The 19001-nt window shown below is 69.7% G+C and carries 12 protein-coding genes, 1 tRNA gene and 3 pseudogenes; 11 read left to right on the top strand and 5 right to left on the bottom strand.

Going from position 1 to position 19001, the window contains the following annotated elements; genetic code table 11:
• Window positions 1-55 precede the first annotated feature (55 nt).
• A complete protein-coding gene (locus ACFZB3_RS49165; protein ID WP_391390252.1) occupies window positions 56-346 on the bottom strand; it encodes an SRPBCC domain-containing protein in 291 nt (96 codons plus the stop codon).
• 105 nt (window positions 347-451) lie between these two features.
• On the opposite strand from ACFZB3_RS49165, the gene ACFZB3_RS49160 reads away from it, so the two are divergent.
• The 3 genes and pseudogenes from ACFZB3_RS49160 to ACFZB3_RS49150 all read left to right on the top strand — a co-directional run.
• On the top strand, window positions 452-1207 hold the full coding sequence (locus ACFZB3_RS49160) for a TetR family transcriptional regulator (RefSeq protein ID WP_391390250.1): 756 nt from the start codon (window positions 452-454) through the stop codon (window positions 1205-1207).
• 43 nt (window positions 1208-1250) lie between these two features.
• Window positions 1251-2162, top strand: coding sequence for an alpha/beta hydrolase-fold protein (locus ACFZB3_RS49155; protein ID WP_391390248.1), 912 nt, complete (start codon window positions 1251-1253; stop codon window positions 2160-2162).
• A gap of 46 nt (window positions 2163-2208) precedes the next feature.
• Window positions 2209-2397: pseudogene (locus ACFZB3_RS49150) on the top strand (IS256 family transposase); the annotation flags it as partial.
• Window positions 2398-2432: 35 nt separating this feature from the next.
• On the opposite strand, the gene ACFZB3_RS49145 reads toward ACFZB3_RS49150, so the two are convergent.
• Entirely contained in the window at window positions 2433-2579 is a 147-nt protein-coding gene (locus tag ACFZB3_RS49145; RefSeq protein WP_391390246.1) for a hypothetical protein, read from the bottom strand.
• A gap of 343 nt (window positions 2580-2922) precedes the next feature.
• Here ACFZB3_RS49145 and ACFZB3_RS49140 point away from each other — a divergent pair, with 343 nt between their 5' ends.
• Entirely contained in the window at window positions 2923-3318 is a 396-nt protein-coding gene (locus ACFZB3_RS49140) for a peptidoglycan-binding protein (RefSeq protein WP_391390244.1), read from the top strand.
• 487 nt (window positions 3319-3805) lie between these two features.
• Window positions 3806-4024 (top strand): annotated as a pseudogene (locus ACFZB3_RS49135) (IS630 family transposase); the annotation flags it as partial.
• Between the two features lie 18 nt (window positions 4025-4042).
• Here ACFZB3_RS49135 and ACFZB3_RS49130 read toward each other — a convergent pair.
• Window positions 4043-4923 (bottom strand): IS5 family transposase gene (locus ACFZB3_RS49130; RefSeq protein WP_391390242.1). Its coding sequence is split into 2 segments (ribosomal slippage): window positions 4043-4563 and window positions 4563-4923, totalling 882 coding nucleotides; the frame shifts between segments, so codons are not numbered across the junction.
• A gap of 112 nt (window positions 4924-5035) precedes the next feature.
• Here ACFZB3_RS49130 and ACFZB3_RS49125 point away from each other — a divergent pair.
• Together ACFZB3_RS49125 and ACFZB3_RS49120 are read left to right on the top strand one after the other, a co-directional pair.
• Window positions 5036-6019, top strand: coding sequence for a tetratricopeptide repeat protein (locus tag ACFZB3_RS49125; protein ID WP_391390240.1), 984 nt, complete (start codon window positions 5036-5038; stop codon window positions 6017-6019).
• Window positions 6020-6115: 96 nt separating this feature from the next.
• A pseudogene (locus ACFZB3_RS49120) lies at window positions 6116-6295 on the top strand (IS630 family transposase); the annotation flags it as partial.
• A 17-nt stretch (window positions 6296-6312) separates the two neighbouring features.
• On the opposite strand, the gene ACFZB3_RS49115 reads toward ACFZB3_RS49120, so the two are convergent.
• Window positions 6313-6867, bottom strand: coding sequence for an ISAs1 family transposase (locus ACFZB3_RS49115; RefSeq protein ID WP_391390256.1), 555 nt, complete (start codon window positions 6865-6867; stop codon window positions 6313-6315).
• A 958-nt stretch (window positions 6868-7825) separates the two neighbouring features.
• Between ACFZB3_RS49115 and ACFZB3_RS49110 the strand changes: the two genes are divergently transcribed.
• Window positions 7826-7899 (top strand) — tRNA-Met (locus ACFZB3_RS49110).
• A gap of 570 nt (window positions 7900-8469) precedes the next feature.
• Here ACFZB3_RS49110 and ACFZB3_RS49105 read toward each other — a convergent pair.
• Complete coding sequence (locus ACFZB3_RS49105; RefSeq protein WP_391390238.1) at window positions 8470-8709, bottom strand: hypothetical protein; 240 nt, start codon at window positions 8707-8709, stop codon at window positions 8470-8472.
• 852 nt (window positions 8710-9561) lie between these two features.
• Between ACFZB3_RS49105 and ACFZB3_RS49100 the strand changes: the two genes are divergently transcribed.
• From ACFZB3_RS49100 to ACFZB3_RS49090, 3 genes are read left to right on the top strand one after another with little or no spacing between them, the layout of a single operon-like run.
• On the top strand, window positions 9562-12816 hold the full coding sequence (locus ACFZB3_RS49100; protein ID WP_391390236.1) for an amino acid adenylation domain-containing protein: 3255 nt from the start codon (window positions 9562-9564) through the stop codon (window positions 12814-12816).
• Window positions 12817-12818: 2 nt separating this feature from the next.
• Window positions 12819-15407 carry a beta-ketoacyl synthase N-terminal-like domain-containing protein gene (locus ACFZB3_RS49095; protein ID WP_391390233.1) on the top strand — a complete coding sequence of 863 codons (2589 nt, stop codon included), beginning with the start codon at window positions 12819-12821 and terminating at the stop codon, window positions 15405-15407.
• Entirely contained in the window at window positions 15404-18874 is a 3471-nt protein-coding gene (locus ACFZB3_RS49090) for an amino acid adenylation domain-containing protein (protein ID WP_391390231.1), read from the top strand. Before ACFZB3_RS49095 ends, ACFZB3_RS49090 begins: the two co-directional genes overlap by 4 nt.
• Window positions 18875-19001 lie beyond the last annotated feature (127 nt).

The following is a 19001-nucleotide window of genomic DNA, read 5'->3' as shown; positions in this document are numbered from 1 at the left end:
CGTGGATCAACGACCCGGCCAAGCGCCGTGAACCCGCAGCACAAACCTCATAGCGTCACGACCGTCTCACTGGACTTGAAATCTTCCGGCCGCCGTGGTCGGTCCACGAGTAGCGCAGCAGCCGGGGCTCGTCCGCCTCCAGCACGACACAGTCGACGATGCCGCTCCAGCCGGGCTTCGGCTCTGCGACGAACCGGAACTCCGTGCCGACGGTGGTGGCGAACCCTTCCGGTCGTGCCCCGGCACCGGTCGCGGTCCACAGCGGGATGAGCGCCGGGTCGGTGACGGCGCGCCAGACCTTCGCGGGGGGATGCGGGTAGTCGCGGACGATGTGGATGGTGCTCACGGGGGCTCCCTGGGTAGTCAAGGCTGTCTTCCGGAGCAATGTATTACAGCGACTGAAAAAATACAGCCGCGGTAATAACACTGTCACTGGACTACGCTGCCACCCGTGAGCACAGTGGACTGGACGGGACGGCGCAGACTGCTCGGGGAGCCCGGGGCGGAGGGCTTGCGGGAGCGTAAGAAGCGCCTGATGCGGCAGCGCCTGTCGGACACCGCGACCGAGATGTTCCTGGAGCGCGGCTTCGACGACGTTCGCGTGGCAGAGATCGCCCAGGCGTGCGACGTCTCGGAGAAGACGGTCTTCAACTACTTCCCCACCAAGGAATCCCTCCTCCTGGATCTGGGTGAGACCACGATGGCCGCCCTGCGCACCGACTTGGCCCTGCCCGATCGCGGCCCGGTCGACGCCGTGTTGCGGATCCTGTCCGACGAACTGCACGGCATGACGTCCTGGATCGCCGCGCAGGACGACCCGGTCCAGGCCGCCGCCAAGATCAGGCGCTTTGGCGAGCTGACCCGGTCCACGCCCGCGCTGCGGGCCTATCACCGGGACATGACCGACCGGCTCATCGGCGTGGCAGCCGAGGCGCTTGCCCACCGCACCGGGATGAGCCCGGACGATCCGGAGCCGCAGATCGCGGCAACGGCCCTGCTCGGGCTGTGGCCCATCCAGTTCCGGAGCCTGGGCAGGCACCTGAAAGACGTCCGCGCACCTGAGCAGGTGCACGAGAGGGTGACCGCCGACGTCCGCCGCGCGGCCAGGCTCATCGAGACCGGCCTTGCCTCGCTCAGGCCTCTCGGAGAACCGCCGATGCCCACCCCCGCGGCGCACCTGGACCAAGGGCAAGGGCAGGATGCGTGAAGGCGGCCGTCTCTGGAGGGCAGCCCGGAACTGAAGCCGCGAGGTGGAGCACCCGGACGAAAATCCCTTGCGGTCAGGGGCGGTGATGGCCCTACGGTTGCTCTCCGTGACCATGGAGATGCCCTACCAGCCACTTCCGATCGACCAGTCCGACGTGCGCTACGTTCACGGGCCCGATTCCTCCCTGCAGCCGGGCGTGCCCGCCGGTGAGACGGTCGAGTTCGAGTGGCGGGGCAGCGAGGTCTACCCGGGAACCTTCCGGAAGTTCTGGGTACACGTGCCTGTTCAGTACGACCCGGCGGTACCGGCATCCTTGATGGTGTTCCAGGACGGATGGTGGTACCTGGACCCCGCAGGGGAGGTACGCGGCGCGATCGTCCTGGACAACCTCGTTCACCGCGGCGACATCCCCGTCACCATCGGCGTGTTCGTCGATCCTGGTGTCTTCCCCGATGCGGAGAACCCGAAGAACCGCAACGACGAGTACGACGCCTTCGACGACCGGTACGTCACCTTCCTCCTCACCGAGATCGTCCCGCAGGTTGCGGAGCGTTATACGATCGCCCAGTCGCCCGATAGGTGGGGCATCTGCGGCGGGAGCAGCGGCGGCAACTGCGCCTTCACAGCCGCCTGGCTGCGTCCGGACAAGTTCCGGCGCGTCATCGCATGCCTGTCCAGCTTCGCGCAGATGCCGACCGGCAACCCCTACCCGGACCTCGTCTCCCGCGTCCCCCGCAAGCCGCTGCGCGTCTTCATGCAAAGCGGCCACCGCGACCTGCACTGGAATGAGCCGCAGTGGAACTGGCTCGCCGAAAGCCTGCGCGTGGCAGCTGCTCTCGCCGAAGCGGGCTACGACTTCCGCCTTGTCCTGGGAGACGGCGGACACAGCCCCAACCACGGCGGGGTCCTGCTCCCCGACGCTCTGCGCTGGCTGTGGCGTCCCAGCAAGGATTGATCGATACATGCATCATCCAACTTGGCGCCGACTGCGGTGAGGTGAGCTGCGCCCTGGCCGCACCCGCGGCGCCGGCAGCCCGGCCGCAGTCCTCGGGATGGTCTTCAAACTCGTCGAGTCCGCTCAGGCCCGCTGGCGAGCGGTCACCGCACCGCACCCCGTCGCCCTCGTCCGGGCCGGCGCCCGTTTCGAGAACGGCCCCCGCGTCGAACGAGACGAGAACCTCGCAGCGTGAACCACCGCAACTGATCTAGAAGTCCTGACAATTACTCACTCTTCTTCGGCGTCACACCTGAGACCGTCAACCGCCGGATCCGCGACATCCGCCAACTCCTCCGGACCGCCGGGCACACCATTGAACCGCCCTGATGCCGGCTTGCAGGCCTGGACGCCCTCCACTGCCTTGCCATCAGCCATGAAATCACCATCGCCACAGAGATCAAGGCTGCCGGTTAATGATCTGCAGGCCCTAACCACCCGGCCTTGGGTCAAGGCCCGGTGGGAACCCTGATCCCGACCCGCCAAGATTTCCGACAGGGCCAAGTTGAGCCACTGGTACCGATGATCGGTTGGTGCGTCTCCACCGGCGCAAGAGCAGTTCTTCCAACTGTCCATTCCTGCAACTCCGCGCAAGGCAAAGCGAGTTGTACAGTCATCGAGTACGGCAAGCCGCCATCAGTCGTCAAACGCAGCACCTTGTTGCGGTGATGTTGACGGTGGTCATTCAGACGGACTTCGTCCGAGAACGGAAGGAACCCACGTGACCATACGCAAACGTATCGGCTTGGCCGCGGCCGCCATAATCCTGGGCAGCAGCCTTGCCACACTGCCTACGACCGAAGCGTTCGCTGCAACTTGCACCTACGTGCTCGATGCCAGCACCGGCTACGCATACGCAGGCTCCTACAGCGGCCTCACTACGCAGCCGTCCACAACCGTGGTGACCAGTGCCGGCATCGAGGCGCAGTGCCTGCTCAAAAAGGTGGGCGAAAACCCTGGAACCATCGATGGCATCTTTGGTCCCAAGTCCCAAGCAGCCGCCTTACAGTTTCAGAAGAAGGTAAATGTTGTCGCCAATGCCGGTCTGGCCGAAGACGGCATGGTCGGCCCCAAAACCTGGCCTTGGCTGCGCCGCGTCGCCGGAGCTGCGTTCTGAGCAACTTTGCTTTGACGGACACGGTGGTTGTGCTGGTCAAGCCGCAGTGCCGCTGTCCGGTGCTTCTGCGCGACCGGCGACGCTCAGCCGGCGTAAAGGCCCTCGGTACGCAGTGCGCGCAGCAGGATCCGGGTCCTGGTCGTCGGCGTCGGTGAACGCGGCGATCGGCAGGATGAGTGACCCGGCGACCAGCTTCGCAATGGCAGCGTCGTCGCCGACGAGATCGGCGCGACTGTGCGCGCCGGATCCCGGGCCGCCGCTCTGGCGATGGTGTTAAAACTCGTCGCGTCAGCCCAAGCCCGCTAGCGTTCTGACCGTGAGGGTTCGCCGGATCGGCGGTTCCGGCGGTTCCAGCGGTTGGACGTCCGGAGACGCCCCGATCCGACCGTTGGGGGGTGGCTGAGCCTGTCCGTGTGCGCAGGTTGGTCAGAAGTTGCAGCAGCTCGTGCGCCGTGGCAGCACCAACTCGGTGCGGTTTCGGCGCGCGATGATGCCGCTGGCCTCGGTCGGCGGAAACCGGGTCCCTGTGATCGCGAAGCCGGTCCAGGCTGACGAGGACACTGGCCGCGTCGTGATCCACCGGCTCAACGAGATCGGCTCGGCCTGCCTGGACCCTCGATGGGCGGGAAGCCGTCCCCGCCCGCTCAGCACTGACGACGAGGACTTCGTCATCCAGACGGCCACCACCCGCGCGACCAAGCTCGGTTAGGTACTGTCCGGCGGATCACGGGCGGATCCATAAGCGGACCGCCGCAACTGTGACGGTGCCATGGAAGGCGTAGGCCCTCTTGTCGTAGCGGGTGGCGACGGCTCGGGAGTTCTTAAGCCGGTTGACCGTCCGCTCGACCTCGTTGCGGCGTTTGTAGATCTCGGTGTCGAAACCGGCGGGCCTGCCGCCCTTGCTGCCGCGCCGCTTGCGGTTAGCCCGCTGGTCCTTCGGCTCTGGGACGGTGTGCTTGATCTGGCGTCTTCGCAGGTAACGGCGGTTGCGGCGTGAGCTGTATGCCTTGTCGCCGTCGAGGTGGTCCGGCCGGGTGCGCGGCCGTCCGCCCTCCGGACGGGGAACGCGGATGCGTTCGAGGACCTGGATCATCTGCGGGGCGTCGCCCCACTGTCCGGGCGTGACCAGGAAGGCCAACGGTCGGCGTCCACCCTCACCGGCAAGGTGGATTTTGCAGGTCAGACCACCCCCGGACCGTCCGAGTCCTTCGTCGGAGCGGTGGTGCCGGGGCGTTGTCCTTTTTTCGGGACGCGCGGCTTCTTCTTTCGAGCCCTGGCCGCGTGCTGATGGGCCCGGCATGATGTCGAGTCGACGCTGACCATGCTCCAGTCGATCCGGCCCGCGAGATCGGCCTCTGCTTGGACGGCACGCAGGATCCGGTCCCACGTGCCGTCCGCCGACCAGCGCCGGTGCCGTTCATAGATGGTCTTCCATCTGCCGAACTGCTCGGGCAAATCCCGCCACGGTATGCCCGTCCGGACCCGGAACAAGATCCCGTTGATCACCTTACGGTGGTCGTTCCACCGCCCGCCGCGCCGTCCCGATGCCGACAGGTGCGGCTCCAGCCGGGCCCACTCAGCCTTCGTCAGTTCACCCCGCCCCATGCTGGACTAACGAGCCGGCAACTGGCAGGACGTTGGGTGCCGTTGAGAGGGGGCTCTCCCCTCCTGATCTGATCGTCGCTTTTGCGCGCCTGGCCACGGGTATTCTCTGGCGATGTCGAATCAGTCAGTGGCGGCGCGAGTCAGTCTCGCTGGTGTGATGGCGCACTGCGGCGGAAGCCCGGTGGGCGCCGTGGAGCTTCTGGTGGGGGCAATAGCCTCGGCACCGGCAGCTCCGAAGCCCTATGCGGCACTTGCCGAGTTGTGGCAGGGCCGACGCTCGGAACTGAAGGAGAGCCTCGAAGAGAACGGCTCTTTGAGCGCTGTGCTGGCGCAGGCGTACTTCTTGTTCCTTGAAGGGGACATGGACAACGCGGTGATGGCCCTTGGTTCGGTCACGGGTGTGCGGCCCGAAGTGGCATGGGGCGCTGCACCCTGGTTCGGTGATGCGCGCTTTCTCGGCGCGGTGCGTGCTGCGGCGCTGGCCGAGGCGTGTCTGCGGACGTTGGACTGCGGTCACGACCTGGACACCGACGAGATGCGGGAGCGGTTCGCGCCCTGGTTCCATGCCCTCGACGTGGTGTCCGAACGGGATCCCGTGCCGGAGTCGTTGGCCGCCATGGCCCGGCTGCCCCGGGCCTGCGGTCGGTACGAACTGTCCTTTGCGCTCTGTGACCGCGCCGATGCCGTCGATCGGGTCATGTGGACGGCAGTCGCACGAGCGGCAACCTGGCGTGTGATGGGCGACCTGGATCAGACTGCTGCTGCCTTCGAAAGCGCGCTGCTCCTGGACTCCGCCAACTGGTCCCTCTACCTGGACCTAGCCGACGTGCGCGCCGAGCAGGGCGACTTCGCCGCAGCCGTGAGCCTCGTCGATCAGGGCCTGGAATACGAGCCTCAGGAGGTCACCCTGCGCGCGGCGGGCGCCGCCTACCGCACACGCCTTTCCGGCTCGTCCGACGACCTGAGTGCCCTGATCGCCCTGGCGCCAGAACTCGCGAACACCACCTACCGGGACCTGCTGATCGACTACGCATGTGCGGGTCCGAAGCTGCCTCGCGGACTCGTTGCCGAGGCCCGCCGCATCCGTAAGAACTGAAAGGGCTGTCGTGCCAACCGGTGCCAGGCAGGATGCCCTTCCGGTTCCTAGTCACGTGATCCGCCGGACAGTGCCTAGCCCTTCACCCGCTGGTCCATGCGTAAACTCGCCGCCTACCTGCGGAAGGTGCACGGTCGTGTGATCCGGATTGGGCGCGAAGCATTACGGTGCCTGCTTGCCCGCCGTGGCATCACCTTCCAGCGCACCAAGACCTGGAAGGAGTCGCCCGACCCCGAGCGCGACGCCAAGCTGCAACGCATCGAGGAGGTGCTGGAACCAGGGCTGATGCGTTCTCAGCAGGTGATCTCGCGGAGTGCGGTGGCGTAGTCGGGGCGTGACCGGTAGTAGTCGGCTGCGGCGGCGATATTGGTCCAACCGGCCTGGCGCATCAGGCCTATGGCGAGGTTGCGCAGGGTGGCCATGGCGCGGGGTGTGCTGCCGGTGCGGATCTGGGAGGCGTCCTCGGCGAATGTCGTGTCTCTCACGTGGTGCAGGGCCTCCACGGGCCAGTGGCTCTGGACCAGTTCGGCCAGGCGGGCGGGGTCGGCCTGGCCGGGGGTGAGTCTGGTGACGGCGTAGACCGTCTTCGTCTGGACCTTGCCGGTCTTGGCGTTGACGCGGCGTCGCTTGATCTCGACGGCCTGGACGGCGTGGGGGAACAGCAGTCCGGCTTCGACGGTGCATACCTTCAGCCGCCGGACCTCGCGACGTCCGTGCCCGGTGGTGCGGGTGTGGTCCAGCAGCGGTATCTGCAGCCAGGGCAGGCAGCGCAGTTGCCGGCGCAGCTTCTTCTGGTTGCCCTTGACGGCCACGAGGTAGTGCCCGCCAGCGGCGCGCCCAAGTTGCAGGTCCTGACGAGAGAAATTCGCGAACTATCCGAAAATCACGGCAGTCCCATATGCATAAAATGCACTATATTTACTGGAGGCGTCAAAGCCCGTAGTGGGGACGATCAGATCTTGAACTAGCCGCACGGCGAGGACGGCATCTGCATTACTCGCAACAGCTTTTGCGGCCAAGGTGTCGAGGGCGGCGGGCACGGTCCGCGCCTCCGCCCAAACAAGCCAAGCAGTCACAACGCGCTGCCCAGCCACCGGCGACGTGTCCGTCGTATAGAGCTGTATTCGCTTCACCCGCACATTCTGAGGTCGGGCTGCGATGCATGGCCAGACGGCGGCTGACCAGGCTTGATGCGTTCCCAGCTGGCGGGATCGGCTGGTTCGTTGGCTCTGGGGCCTGATGGCCGCTTTGCCGGAGCGGAAGCAAGAGACGCACCGCCAGATGATCAAAGCTCTTGAGGCCGAAGATCGTCCTGGAGTCGCGTCCGCGCGCCATCTTCCCTGATCAGCGTCCTCGCGTGCCACTGTGAGGCCAGTAACGAGCGCTGCCCGTCCATCGAACCGCACAAGCTGACCTCGCTGTCCGAGGCGCTGGCCACCGTTCCCGATCCCCGCCGGGTGCGCGGGCGCCGCTACCGCATCGACGTGCTGCTTGCTGGCCCTGTGCCAGACGGCAGCACTCCTACTCGCCCTCTCGGCATTCCTGACCGACCGGAAACGCAACATCTGGATCATCGACGCTGACCCCGTGAAGAACCGGGTCGCCCAAGAACTCTCCGAGCAACCGCAGAACGCCCGTTGAGTTCAACCGACCGCTGCCCCCGTGGGCCTCACCCCTCCGCGGGGGTAACTCTGCCCGCCCCCGAGCACATGAGTTCGCCGCGCCTTGGTGCAGCCGCGGGCGGGCCGACGGCGTTCGGTAATTCCCAGCCGGGCTGCTCCACATCGCGTACTCTGAAGTCACCGACGCGGGGTGGAGCAGCTCGGAAGCTCGCTGGGCTCATAACCCAGAGGTCGCTGGTTCAAATCCGGCCCCCGCTACGACAGTTCGGCCCCCTTGGTACACGTTGAAGGGGGCCGAACTCATTTACGCCGAGCCCGCAGTACGGGACCTTGCCGTTCCTGAAGGCGTTGGACAGCCGTGTCGCCCGGGATTCCCGAACGGCACGGCCGCAAGTCCAGCTGCCACGGGCCGGGGCCAACGGCAACCTCGACATGAAGTGGTGCCGAACCTGCAAGGCGGCCCACTTCTAGCGCGGCGGCCCCGGCCGGTGCCCCAACAATTCGCGGGGCCACACCCCGTCGGCCGAGACGTACCGCGTTGAGAATCCCCGGGATTTCAACCGCAATTACCGTCATCAGGCCGGGTGGTGGGTGTGCCGGAACTGTTTTGTGTACTTCTTCATCGGCAACGGGCTGGGCAACACTCACTGCGCGACGGGCCGTTTCCACGTGCCGCTGTCGGTGAACCTTCGGGAACTGGAGCTACTGCCCCGGTACGGGAACCCTCCGCGCTGCCAACCCGCCACCCGGAGTTTGGCGGGTTGGCGACACCGTACCTACCGACGTCCCCTGAGGCACTGGCCGGGCACTTGGCCAGGGCTCCAGGTCTCAGACGGGCACGGGCAACGCGGCCTTGGGGCGGGTTGTGGGGAACTGGCGAGGCAGCGGGGCGGGCATCAGCGGGCAGGCCGGCCCGGCGATCGCGATGAGGTCGTCGCGGTACTCCGGCATCCCCGCGTGCAGGCTGCGCTGAGTGGCCCAGAACCGTGCGGCCTCCCCGAGTGAGCGGGGGCGGGCCCGCTCCGAGACGAGGGCCAGGGCTGCGGCGGGGGAGTCTCTCCAGCGCACCTGACTGTCCTGGGTGTTGCGGTAGGTAGAGGGAGTGGGTGTCGCGGCGCATCCCCAGGGCTGAGTCGACTGCGGACAGCTGTGCGGCCGCCGCCACCACGTCGGGGCAGGGCCGCATCGCGCAGGTAGGTCCCCGAGGCGGTAGTGAACCGCGCGGGCAGTCTCCGTCGGCTGAGCTTGGCGTAACGGCAGGCGGTGCCCTGGCGGGAGCCGGCCGCCCGTACCGCCCGTACGGCCAGTTTCCCCCGGTAGCCGACCTGCCGGTACACGGAGGCGCCGCCGACGAAGGCGGCGGCGCCTCGCTGTGGTGATCTCGACGACCACGCCCCCGCGCCGCTTCCGGACGTACGCCTCGGCGCGCTTGCCAAGCCCGGTAGTCGGCGCGGATCCGCTCGGAGGCCGTCCGCTGTTCCTCGCGCAGAAGTCGCAGCTAGTCGGGGTGGTTGAACATGAAGTCGTCGCCTGTGATGTGGGCCGCGCCCCCGCAAGGGGTTCGGTGGATCACCTGGGCGGCCCTCGTCCTGCCGGCGCCGGGCTGGCTCATCGCGTGCACCGCGAAGGGTACGAGGCCGACGTCCAGAGTCTTGCGGCTGCGCGCCCTCGGCGAGCACACCGCCCACGAGGCCGACCGCGACGGGCGCCCGCCGACGGGCGCCCGCCGACGGGAGCCCGTGAATTCAGCATCCCCGGCGGTCGGTCGTCTCGCGCCCGCTGCGGCCTGTGGAGATTTGACCGTTGTGGGCAGATGGGTGCAACGGCCACAGGTGTGTCGCAATTGACGGGGTGATTGCGCTTTCTATTTGAATGCCCGCCGATAATACTCGACTGCGGGAATGATCAAGATTGCCGAAAATGAAAGAATTCGGATGCATTGACGTGTGGCCAAGGTCACAGTCTGATGGTTCATGGTGTCAACGGTTTCTCGGCGGGCAGGATGCAGAAGTCCGCAAGACAGGGAAAGTGCCTAACGGGGGAAAGAGGGGTGGAATGGCAGGCTCCCTTTCGGGCGAGTTACGCAATTTTCCGTTATCCCGACAGCAGGAGTCTGTCTGGGTGGCCCAGCAGCTCAATCCCGAGGGGGACCACTACAACGTCCCCGTCGCCTACGCCCTCTCCGGCGCGGTGAGTGAGGCGGCGCTGGCGGAGGCGCTGCGCAGAGTGCTCCGGCGGCATCCCGTCCTGCGGGTGTCGATCCGCCAGGCGGCGGACGGCGAGGTGCGACAGAGCGTGTGTGCGGTGCCGGACGACGTCCTGCGCGTGCACGAGGTGTCGAGGGTCGAGCTGGACAAGCGGATCGATGACGAGGTCTCGGCTCCCTTCACTGCCGACGCGACGTGCCGACTGCGTGCCGACCTGTTCCGGTTCGCCGCGGAGGAGGCCGTTCTGCTCCTGGTCCTCGACCACGTGGCGACGGACGCTCCGTCGGTCCCGCTGCTGCTGCGGGAACTGGGGGAGGCCTACGACGCGGAGCTGGACGCCGTACCGGATGCCGGCGGGGACCCTGCGGACGGCTACTTCGACTACATCCTCCGGCAGCGCGCCGAGGACGTGTCCGTCGAGGGCCGGGCGAGCGCGGGCTTCTGGGGCGACCTCGTGGCCGATCTGGAGACAGTCGCGACACCTCCGCGCCAGGCCCACGAAAGGATGTCCGCCCCGGCCTCCAAGAGTTCGCTGCCGGTCGTCCTCGGGGCAGACCTGGCCGAGGCGGCGGAGCGGCTCCGGGCCACACCCTTCGCCCTCCTGCTGTCCGCCTTCTCGCTGACGTTGCAGCACTTCCTGCGCTCTGACGACGTTGTCATCTCCTATCCCGCGGTGGACTGGCGCCGATCCGAGTACGACCCCGTCGTCGGCCTCTTCACCGATCTGCTGGTCTTCCGCGGCCCGTCCCGGTCGGGGCGGAGCCTGCCGGCTTACGTGACGGCCGTGCAGGAGTCGCTTTTCGCCTGTCTGGAGCACCAGGGCGCGTCCCTGGAGAAGCTGTGGGCCCGGCTGCGCGACCTCACCGGAGGCGGGGCTGTCGTGCCACCCATGCTGTCCGTCAACGAGACCGGCCAGGGCCTGCGCCTGCGCGGTCTGGAGACGGACCGCCTGCCACTCGCTCCGCGCACCGCCAAGTCGGAGCTGATGCTGTCCGTCGACCTCCGTCCAGGCCGGTCCACCGCCCGCCTGGACTTCGACCCGGCGGTGTACCCGCCTGCGGTTGCCGAGCGGCTCGCGCGTGCCTTCGAGACTGTGCTGGGTCAGGTGGCCGACGGCTGGGACGGCCCGGCGACCGCAGTGGACCTCGTCGGGCCCGCCGACCGCTCCCTGGTGCTGGAAGGCTGGAACGCGGCCCCTGGTGAGCCGACCGCGCCGCACGTCCCGGCTGCGTTCCTCCGGCAGGCCGAGGCCGCTCCCGACCGGATCGCCCTGATCGAGGAGGGACGCGAGATCACCTACGGGGAACTGGAGTCGGTCTCCCGTTCTCTGGCCGGCCGCCTTGCCGCGCTCGACCTGCCGCCCGGCAGCGTCGTGGCCCTGTGCCTGCCCAGGTCGGCCCGGTTCGTGATCGCGGCCCTGGCCGTGCTGCGCTGCGGTCTGGCCCTGCTCCCTGTCGACCTGGAGCAGCCCGCGCGCCGCCGTTCCTTCGTGCTCGTCGACTCCGGCGCGGCCGCCGCCGTCGTACCGGATGCCGCGGCCGCCGCCGGCCTGCCCGACGGGCTCACGGCCGTCGTCTGGGGCGCCGGCCCGCCCGGCACCGAGACGGTGTTCGAGGACCGGGTGGCGGACCCGGAGGACCCCGCGTACGTCATCACCACCTCCGGCAGCACCGGACTGCCCAAGGCGGTCGTGGTTCCGCACCGTGCCCTGGCCAACAATCTCCATTGGAAGCGGACCGAGTTCGGCTTCCGTGCCGAGGACCGCTTCTACTTCAAGACACCGCCTGTCTTCGACGCGTCGCTCTGGGAGTACCTGGCGCCGCTGACGGTGGGCGCGGCTGTGGTCCTGGCGCCGCCCCAGGCGCACCGGGACCCGGCGCTGATGGCTGACCAGATGCGCCGGTACGCCGTGACCGTGGTCCAGTTCGTGCCCACCGTTCTCAAGGCGGTTCTGGCCGAGGAGGCCTGGGGCGAGGGCACTGCCCTGCGCTGGGTCTTCGCGGGCGGGGAGCCACTCGACCCGTGGGTCGCCGAGGCTGTGCGTCGCGACAGCGGCGCGCGGGTCGTCAACCTCTACGGCCCGACGGAGACCGCCATCGACGTCATCTCCCACACCTGCGCCCCGGGCGACGCGCAAGGCTCCACGGAGCCGATCGGCCGCCCCATCCCCGGCGCGCAGGCCTATGTGCTCGGTCCGGGCGGCCAGTTGCTGCCGCCCACCTTCGTGGGTGAACTGTGCATCGGCGGACTTCCGTTGGCCCTCGGCTACGCCAACCGTGCGGAGCAGACGGCGGAACGGTTCGTGCCGCACCCCTTCGGCGGCGCCCCCGGGGCCCGGCTCTACCGGACGGGCGACCTCGCCTCCTTCCGCACGGACGGCGTACTGGACTTCCACGGCCGCGAGGACGCCCAGGTGAAGGTACGCGGGCTGCGCGTGGACCTGGACGGCATCCGCAACCTGCTGCTGGAGCATCCGGATGTGCGGGACGCCGTGGTGACGGTGCGGGGCGGAATGCCGGACGCGCTGATCGCCTACGTCGTCCCCCGGACCGGCGGCGAACCGGTCGACGTGCGCGGCCATCTCGCCGATCGCCTCCCGACCGAGCATCTGCCCACGGGTGTCATGTACCTGACTGAAATGCCGGTCACCGTCACCGGCAAGGTGGACCTGCGGGCTCTCCCGAGGCCCGAAACAGGCAGGGCGGCAACCCCGGACGGCGGCCCGCGGACGGATCTCGAACGCCGCCTCACCGAACTGTGGGCGACGGCCCTGGGGACCGAACCCGAACGAGTACCCCGCGACCGAAGCCTGTTCGAACTGGGCGGCACCTCGCTGACACTGATCCATCTGCACCGGCGGCTCAGAACGGAGATCGCGGCCGGCATCTCGGTGACGGACCTGTTCAAGTACCCGACCGTCGCCGCTGTCGCGCGCGCGGTGAGCGGCTCCGACAACGACGAAGGATGAGCATGGACCCCGTGCAGGACAGGCAGTCCGTCGCGATCGTCGGAATGGCCGGCCGTTTCCCCGGTGCCCCGGACATCGACTCCTACTGGGCCGCCCTCCTGGCGGGCCGAACCTCCCTGACCCCCCAGACCTCCGACGCCCTGGACGGCAAGGGCGTGCCCCCGGATGTCCGCGCCGACCCCTCCTACGTCCCGGTCGCGGGCGCGCTGGACGGCATCGAGCTGTTCGACGCCGCGTACTTCGGGATTCCCCCGGCCGAGGCCGCCGCCATGGACCCGCAGCACCGCCTTCTTCTCCAGGAGGCGGTCCACGCCCTGGAGCACGCCGGCTGGGCCGGCCGCGGCGACGACCGCAGGGTCGGCGTCTTCTGCGGCGCCGGCGAGAACCGGTACGCCGACCTGCTGCCCGCCCCCGGCAGCGGAGCCCGGACACAGCGAGGTATGTCCGACGCCCCCGCCGCCCTGCCCCTGCGCGTTTCGTACCACCTCGACCTGCGCGGGCCCAGTGTCTTCGTCAGCAGTCTGTGCTCCACCTCGCTGACCGCCGTACACCTCGCCCGGCGCAGCCTGCTCGCCCACGAGTGTGAACTCGCCCTGGCCGGCGCGGTCTCCGTCCAGCTCCCGCAGCACCACGGCTACCGCGCCCACGACGGGGGCGTCATGTCGCCGGACGGCGCGCTGCACCCGTTCGACGCCCAGGCCCGCGGCACGGTGCCCGGCAGCGGAGTGGGCGTCGTCGTCCTCAAACGCCTGGCCGACGCGGTGCGGGACGACGACACGATCCACGCGGTGATCCGCGGCTCCGCCCTCAACAACGACGGCTCCGACCGCCAGAGCTTCGCCGCACCCAGCGTGCGCGGCCAGCGCGACGTGGTCATCGCCGCGCTCCTCGACGCCGACGTCGATCCCGCGACCATCGGCTACGTCGAGGCGCACGGCACCGGAACGCCGCTCGGCGACCCGGTCGAGCTGGCCGCGCTGCGAGAGGCACGGGAAAGACTCGGCGCGACCACGCCCTGTGCCGTGGGCGCCGTGAAGTCGTCCGTCGGACACCTGGACACCGCGGCAGGCATGGCCGGACTCCTCAAGGCGGTGCTCGCCGTTCGCGAGGGCACGGTCCCGGCGACCGTGGGGCACGACAGGCTCAACCCCCTGATCGAATTCGGCGACAGCGGCCTGTACGTCAGCACCGGCGCCCATCCATGGCCGCTGACCGGACACTCCCGGCGTGCGGCCGTCACCGCGCTCGGCGTCGGGGGCACCAACGCCCACATGGTCCTTGAGGAGCCGCCGCCGTCCACCGGGGCGGCCGCCGAGGACGACGACGAACCACGGGTCTTCCCGCTCTCGGCCCGCACCCCGCAGGCGCTCGACCGGCTGCGCGAACGCCTGGCCGCTGCCGTCACCACGCCCGGCCCGGCCCTCCGGGACGCCGCCCACACCCTCCAGCAGGGCCGCACCCCCCACCCGGTGCGCCGCGCCTGGGTGGCCTCCTCGCGCGACGGCCTCGCCGCCGCCCTGCACGACCGGCCGGGCGACACGTTGTCCCCGGGTCCGCTGGTCCTGGGGATCGGCCTCGGCCTCGGCACATCGCACGCGGTCGACGAGAAGCTGGTACGGCGACCGCCGGACCCGCACCGACCGCAGGAGGACGCGGGGACCGAGGGCCCCGAGGCAGCCCGGGCCGTGCGGACCGTGAGCGGGCTGCTCGACTCCCTGGCTGATCTCCGCATACGCCCGCACGCGGTCGCCGCCGTGAACGGAGGCGAGTTCCTGGCGCTCGGTCAGGCCGGTTCGCTGCCCCGGGACGTGGCCCTGCGGTGTGCCGGACGGCACCTCCGGGCACTGACGCTGGCCTCGACGGGCGGCGACCTGAGCGCATGCGAGCGGCTGCTGCTGGAGACCGAACGGGAGCTGCTGGCCTGTTCCCTCGCCCCGCCTGACTTCGAGGTGCGGGCGCCGGCCATCGGAGAGGTGTTCACCCCGGACCGGACGCCCTCGGTCGAACACCTGCTGGAGGTGACCCGCTCCGTGGTGATGGGAGAGGACGAGGGAACGCTCCCCGCGGAATGCCTGGACGTCGTCGCCGCGGCGGCCGACCGGGAGACGTGGCTGCGGCTGCTGGCCCGCTGCTGGGAGCACGGCGCCGACGTGCGCTGGGAGTTGATCCCCGGCAGCGGCGGCGGCCACCGGGTCCCCCTGCCGGGCTACCCGTTCGACGAAGTGCGCCATTGGGCGCTCCCTGCCCCCGGGACACACCCACAGCCCCTTCCGGAGCCGCCCACGGCCCCCGATTCCGGCGGGGCCGACGTACCGGCCGAACTCGCGGAGATCTGGCGGACGGTCCTCGGCGTACCCGATGTCCGGCCCGACGACAGCTTCTTCGCGCTCGGCGGCCACTCCCTGCTCGCCTCACAGATCATGGCCCGCATCCGGGAACGGTTCGAGGTCCGCGTCCCCCTCGGAGACCTCCTGGACGCCGAGACACTCGCCGGCATGACGCAGCTCGTCGAGGACGAACTCACCGCGATGCGCGTCTACGCCGCCTCGACCTCCGAGCCGGACCACGCGATGGAGACGGTGGAACTGTGAACGTCGCCCGCTTTCTCGAGGACCTGTCCGCACGCGGCATCCACGTGACGACGAACGGCGGCAGACTCACGGTCTCCGCCCCCGAGGGTGTCCTCACCGACGGCGTCAAGGACGCCATCCGCGACCGGCGAGACGAGATCTCCCAGTTCTTCCGCGAGTACGAGGAGGAGCAGTACCGCCGCGGCGTGCGCATCCAGCGCGTCGACCGGCAGGCCCCGATCCCCGCCTCCTACGCCCAGCACCGGCTGTGGCTGGTCGAGCAGACCGCGACCGACCTGCCCGTCTACAACATGTACTTCGCCAGCGACCTTGAGGGCGACCTCGACGAGGACGTGCTGCGCGGCGCCGTCGAGGACCTGGTACGGCGCCACGAGATCCTGCGCACCGCCCTGACCGAGACCCCCGACGGGCTGTTCCAGACCGTCCACGACGACTGCCGCGCCGTCTTCTCCGTCCAGCAGTGCGACGGTCCCGGCGAACGTGCCGCGGCCCTCTTCACGGCCGTCTCCACCCGCTTCGACCTGGCCTCGGCCCCGCTCATCCGCTTCGACCTGCTGCGCACCGGCACCCGCCGGTGGACCTTCGTGGTCACCCAGCACCACGTCGTCTCCGACGGCTGGTCGACCGGTCTGCTCAAGAAAGAGCTGTCGGAGCTGTACTCCGCACGCGTCGCCGGCCGCCCGGCACAGCTGCCCGAGCTGTCCGTGCAGTACGCCGACTACGCGGTCTGGGAACGCGCGTGGCTCGGCGGCGACCTCGCCCGCCGCCAGCGCGACTACTGGCGCAAGACGCTCGCGGACCTGCCACCCCTGCTGGAACTGGTGCCCGCACGGCAGCGTGAGGCGGTCCAGAGCTACCGCGGCTCCGCGCTGACCTTTCACTACGACGCGGCGTTCCTCGCGAGGACCCGCGAGCTGTGCGCCGAGACCGGTACGACGCTCTACGGCGCCCTCATGGCCGCGTACTCCCTGCTGCTGTCGAGGATGACCCGCCAGGACGACATAGCAGTCGGCAGCCCGCTGGCCAACCGTCCCTACGAGGCGCTGGAGAACACCCTCGGCCTGTTCTTCAACTCCATCACCGTGCGCAGCCGGATCGATGAGACCCGGACAGTCCGGGACCATCTGGTGCGGACCCGGAGCACGGCGTTCGACGCCTTCGCCCACCAGGACCTGCCGTTCGACCAGGTCGTGCAGGCGGTGGCGCCCGAGCGGAGCAGTTCGCACTCCCCGGTGTTCCAGACGATCTTCATCCTCCAGACCTACCCGGGCGAGGAGTTCACGCTGCCCGGCGTGCGGGCAGCGGCCGCCGACACTCCGTTCTACTCCGCCCAGTACGACCTGATGTTCAAGCTCCGCGAGAACGGCGACGGCCTTCAGGGCCTCCTCGTCTACAACGACACCCTGTTCGACGAGGACGGCGCGCGGCGCTTCACCAACTGGTTCCGGTATCTGACGGAGCAGATGTGCGCCCACCCGGACGCCCCGCTCGCCGCCCTCCGGCTGGCCGACCCCGACAGCGAACGGCTGATCACCGGGTGGAACGCCGCCACGGCCCGGACCGTGCCCGCCGGGCGGGTCGAGGAGCCCGTCCTGCGCCGGCTGAGGGAACGCGGTGACGCTCCGGCCGTCACCTTCCGGTCCCGGAGCCTGTCCGGCACCGGACTCGCCCGACACGCCGAGTCGGTGGCGGCGGGACTGCGCGCCGCGGGACTGCGGCCCGGGTCACGCGTGGGCGTCCTCGTGCCCAGGTCACCCGAACTCGTCGCAGTCCTGCTCGGCATCCTGCGGGCGGGATGCGCGTACGTCCCCCTGGACGCCACCGCCCCCGACGCACGCCTGGCGGCCATGCTCGACTCGGCCGGCTGCGATGCTCTGGTCACCGGCGAGCCCTTCGCGGGGCGGTGCCCGGACTTCCCCGGCATGCGCCTGGACGCCGGCACCCTCCTCACCGCCCCGGGCTCCGCCGAGATCCCGGCCCCGGATCCGGCGGCTGCCGCCTATGTCATCTTCACCTCCGGCTCCACCGGGCAGCCCAAGGGCGTGGAGGTCACGCACGGCAACCTGACGAACCTCTTCACGGCCCTGGACGAGGCGGTCGCACTGCCCTCCCCGGCGGTGTGGCTGGCCGTCACCGGCGTCACCTTCGACATCGCCGTGGTGGAACTGCTGTGGACCCTGGCCCGCGGCGTGCCCGTGGTGCTCGCCGAGACGGCCGAGAGCCTGCGACGGGACAGCCAGGAACCCGACGGCGCCGAGCCCGCCACCGTCCCCGAACTCATCGTCAGGGAAGGCGTGACCGCGCTGCAGGCCACCCCCACCCTGCTGCGCGGCCTGTTCGCTCTGCCCGGGGCCGAGGAGGCGCTGGGCAGGCTCCGCGTGGTGATGGTCGGTGGCGAACCTCTCGACCGGACGCTCGCCGCGCGGCTCAAGAGCCTCGGCATTCCGCGCGTCCTCAACATGTACGGGCCGACGGAGACCACCGTCTGGTCGACGTCCTGGACGGTCCCCGCGGATGTGGACGAGGTCCTCGTCGGCCGGCCGCTGGCCAACACCTCGGCCCACATCCTGGACGCCACCCTGAACCCCGTCCCGGTCGGCATGTACGGCGAACTCGTCCTCGCGGGCGCCGGCGTGGCCCGCGGCTACGTCGGCCGGCCGGAACTGACCGCCGAACGCTTCCCCGTCCTGCCCGCCGTCCACCCGGACGGCCCCGTCTACCGCACCGGTGACATCGCCCGCCTGCTGCCCTCCGGAGACATAGAACTGGTCGGCCGCGTCGACAACCAGGTCAAGGTCAACGGCTACCGGATCGAGCTGGAGGAGATCGAGATCGCGCTGAACTCGCTCGACGGGGTCGCACAGGCGGCAGTGTGCGTGCAGCGCGACGGTGAACGCGGCGTCCTGGTCGCCCACTACGTGCCCCGGCCGGGTGCCGAGCCCGACGAGGCGACGCTGCGCGCCGGACTCGCGGACCTGCTGCCGGACCAGATGATTCCGGCCGCCTACGTCCCCCGTGCCGCCCTGCCCACCACGACGAGCGGCAAGACCGACCGCAGGGCCCTGCCCACGGTTCGGCTCGCCGCCGCCCGGGAGCAGGCGGTACAGGAGCCCCTGAACGACCTGGAGAGCCGCCTGCTGGAGGTCTGGCGGTCGGTGCTGCGGGACGACCGGGTGGGCCCGGCCGACGACTTCTTCCAGTCCGGCGGAACCTCCCTCCTCGTGGCCCGGCTGCTGACCGAGGTCCGTGCCCGGGTCCGCGAGGACGCCCGCATCGTCGACCTCTTCCGCTACCCGACCGTCCGGACGTACGCCGCCCATCTCAGCGGCGCGGCTCGCCCCGGGACACCACCGAGGGACCGTACGGCGACCCCGGCCGCCCGGCGCGAAGCCCAACTGCGGCGCAGACAACAGGTCCTGCGCAAGCAGCAGCGCCGCCCGGCGGCACCGGCGAGCGAGCCTGACTGACCGTCCGACGGCCACACCCGAACCGACGCCACGAGAGCTGCGCCCAACCCCCGCACACACCCACCGGCCTGCGACACGCCCGTCACCCGGCCGGTGACCCGTGTGCCTCGACACCGGAGCAGGAGCC

Source organism: Streptomyces sp. NPDC008092 (assembly GCF_042957285.1).
Classification (GTDB): domain Bacteria; phylum Actinomycetota; class Actinomycetes; order Streptomycetales; family Streptomycetaceae; genus Streptomyces.
Note: the sequence above shows the minus strand (reverse complement) of the source record. Positions and strands in the feature narration are given on the sequence as shown.

Coding starts and splice junctions, on each gene's coding strand:
- ACFZB3_RS49100 (WP_391390236.1), top strand. CDS start 9,562: ATGAAAGAATTCGGATGCATTGACGTGTGGCCAAGGTCACAGTCTGAT.
- ACFZB3_RS49095 (WP_391390233.1), top strand. CDS start 12,819: ATGGACCCCGTGCAGGACAGGCAGTCCGTCGCGATCGTCGGAATGGCC.
- ACFZB3_RS49125 (WP_391390240.1), top strand. CDS start 5,036: ATGTCGAATCAGTCAGTGGCGGCGCGAGTCAGTCTCGCTGGTGTGATG.
- ACFZB3_RS49145 (WP_391390246.1), bottom strand. CDS start 2,579: ATGGCTGATGGCAAGGCAGTGGAGGGCGTCCAGGCCTGCAAGCCGGCA.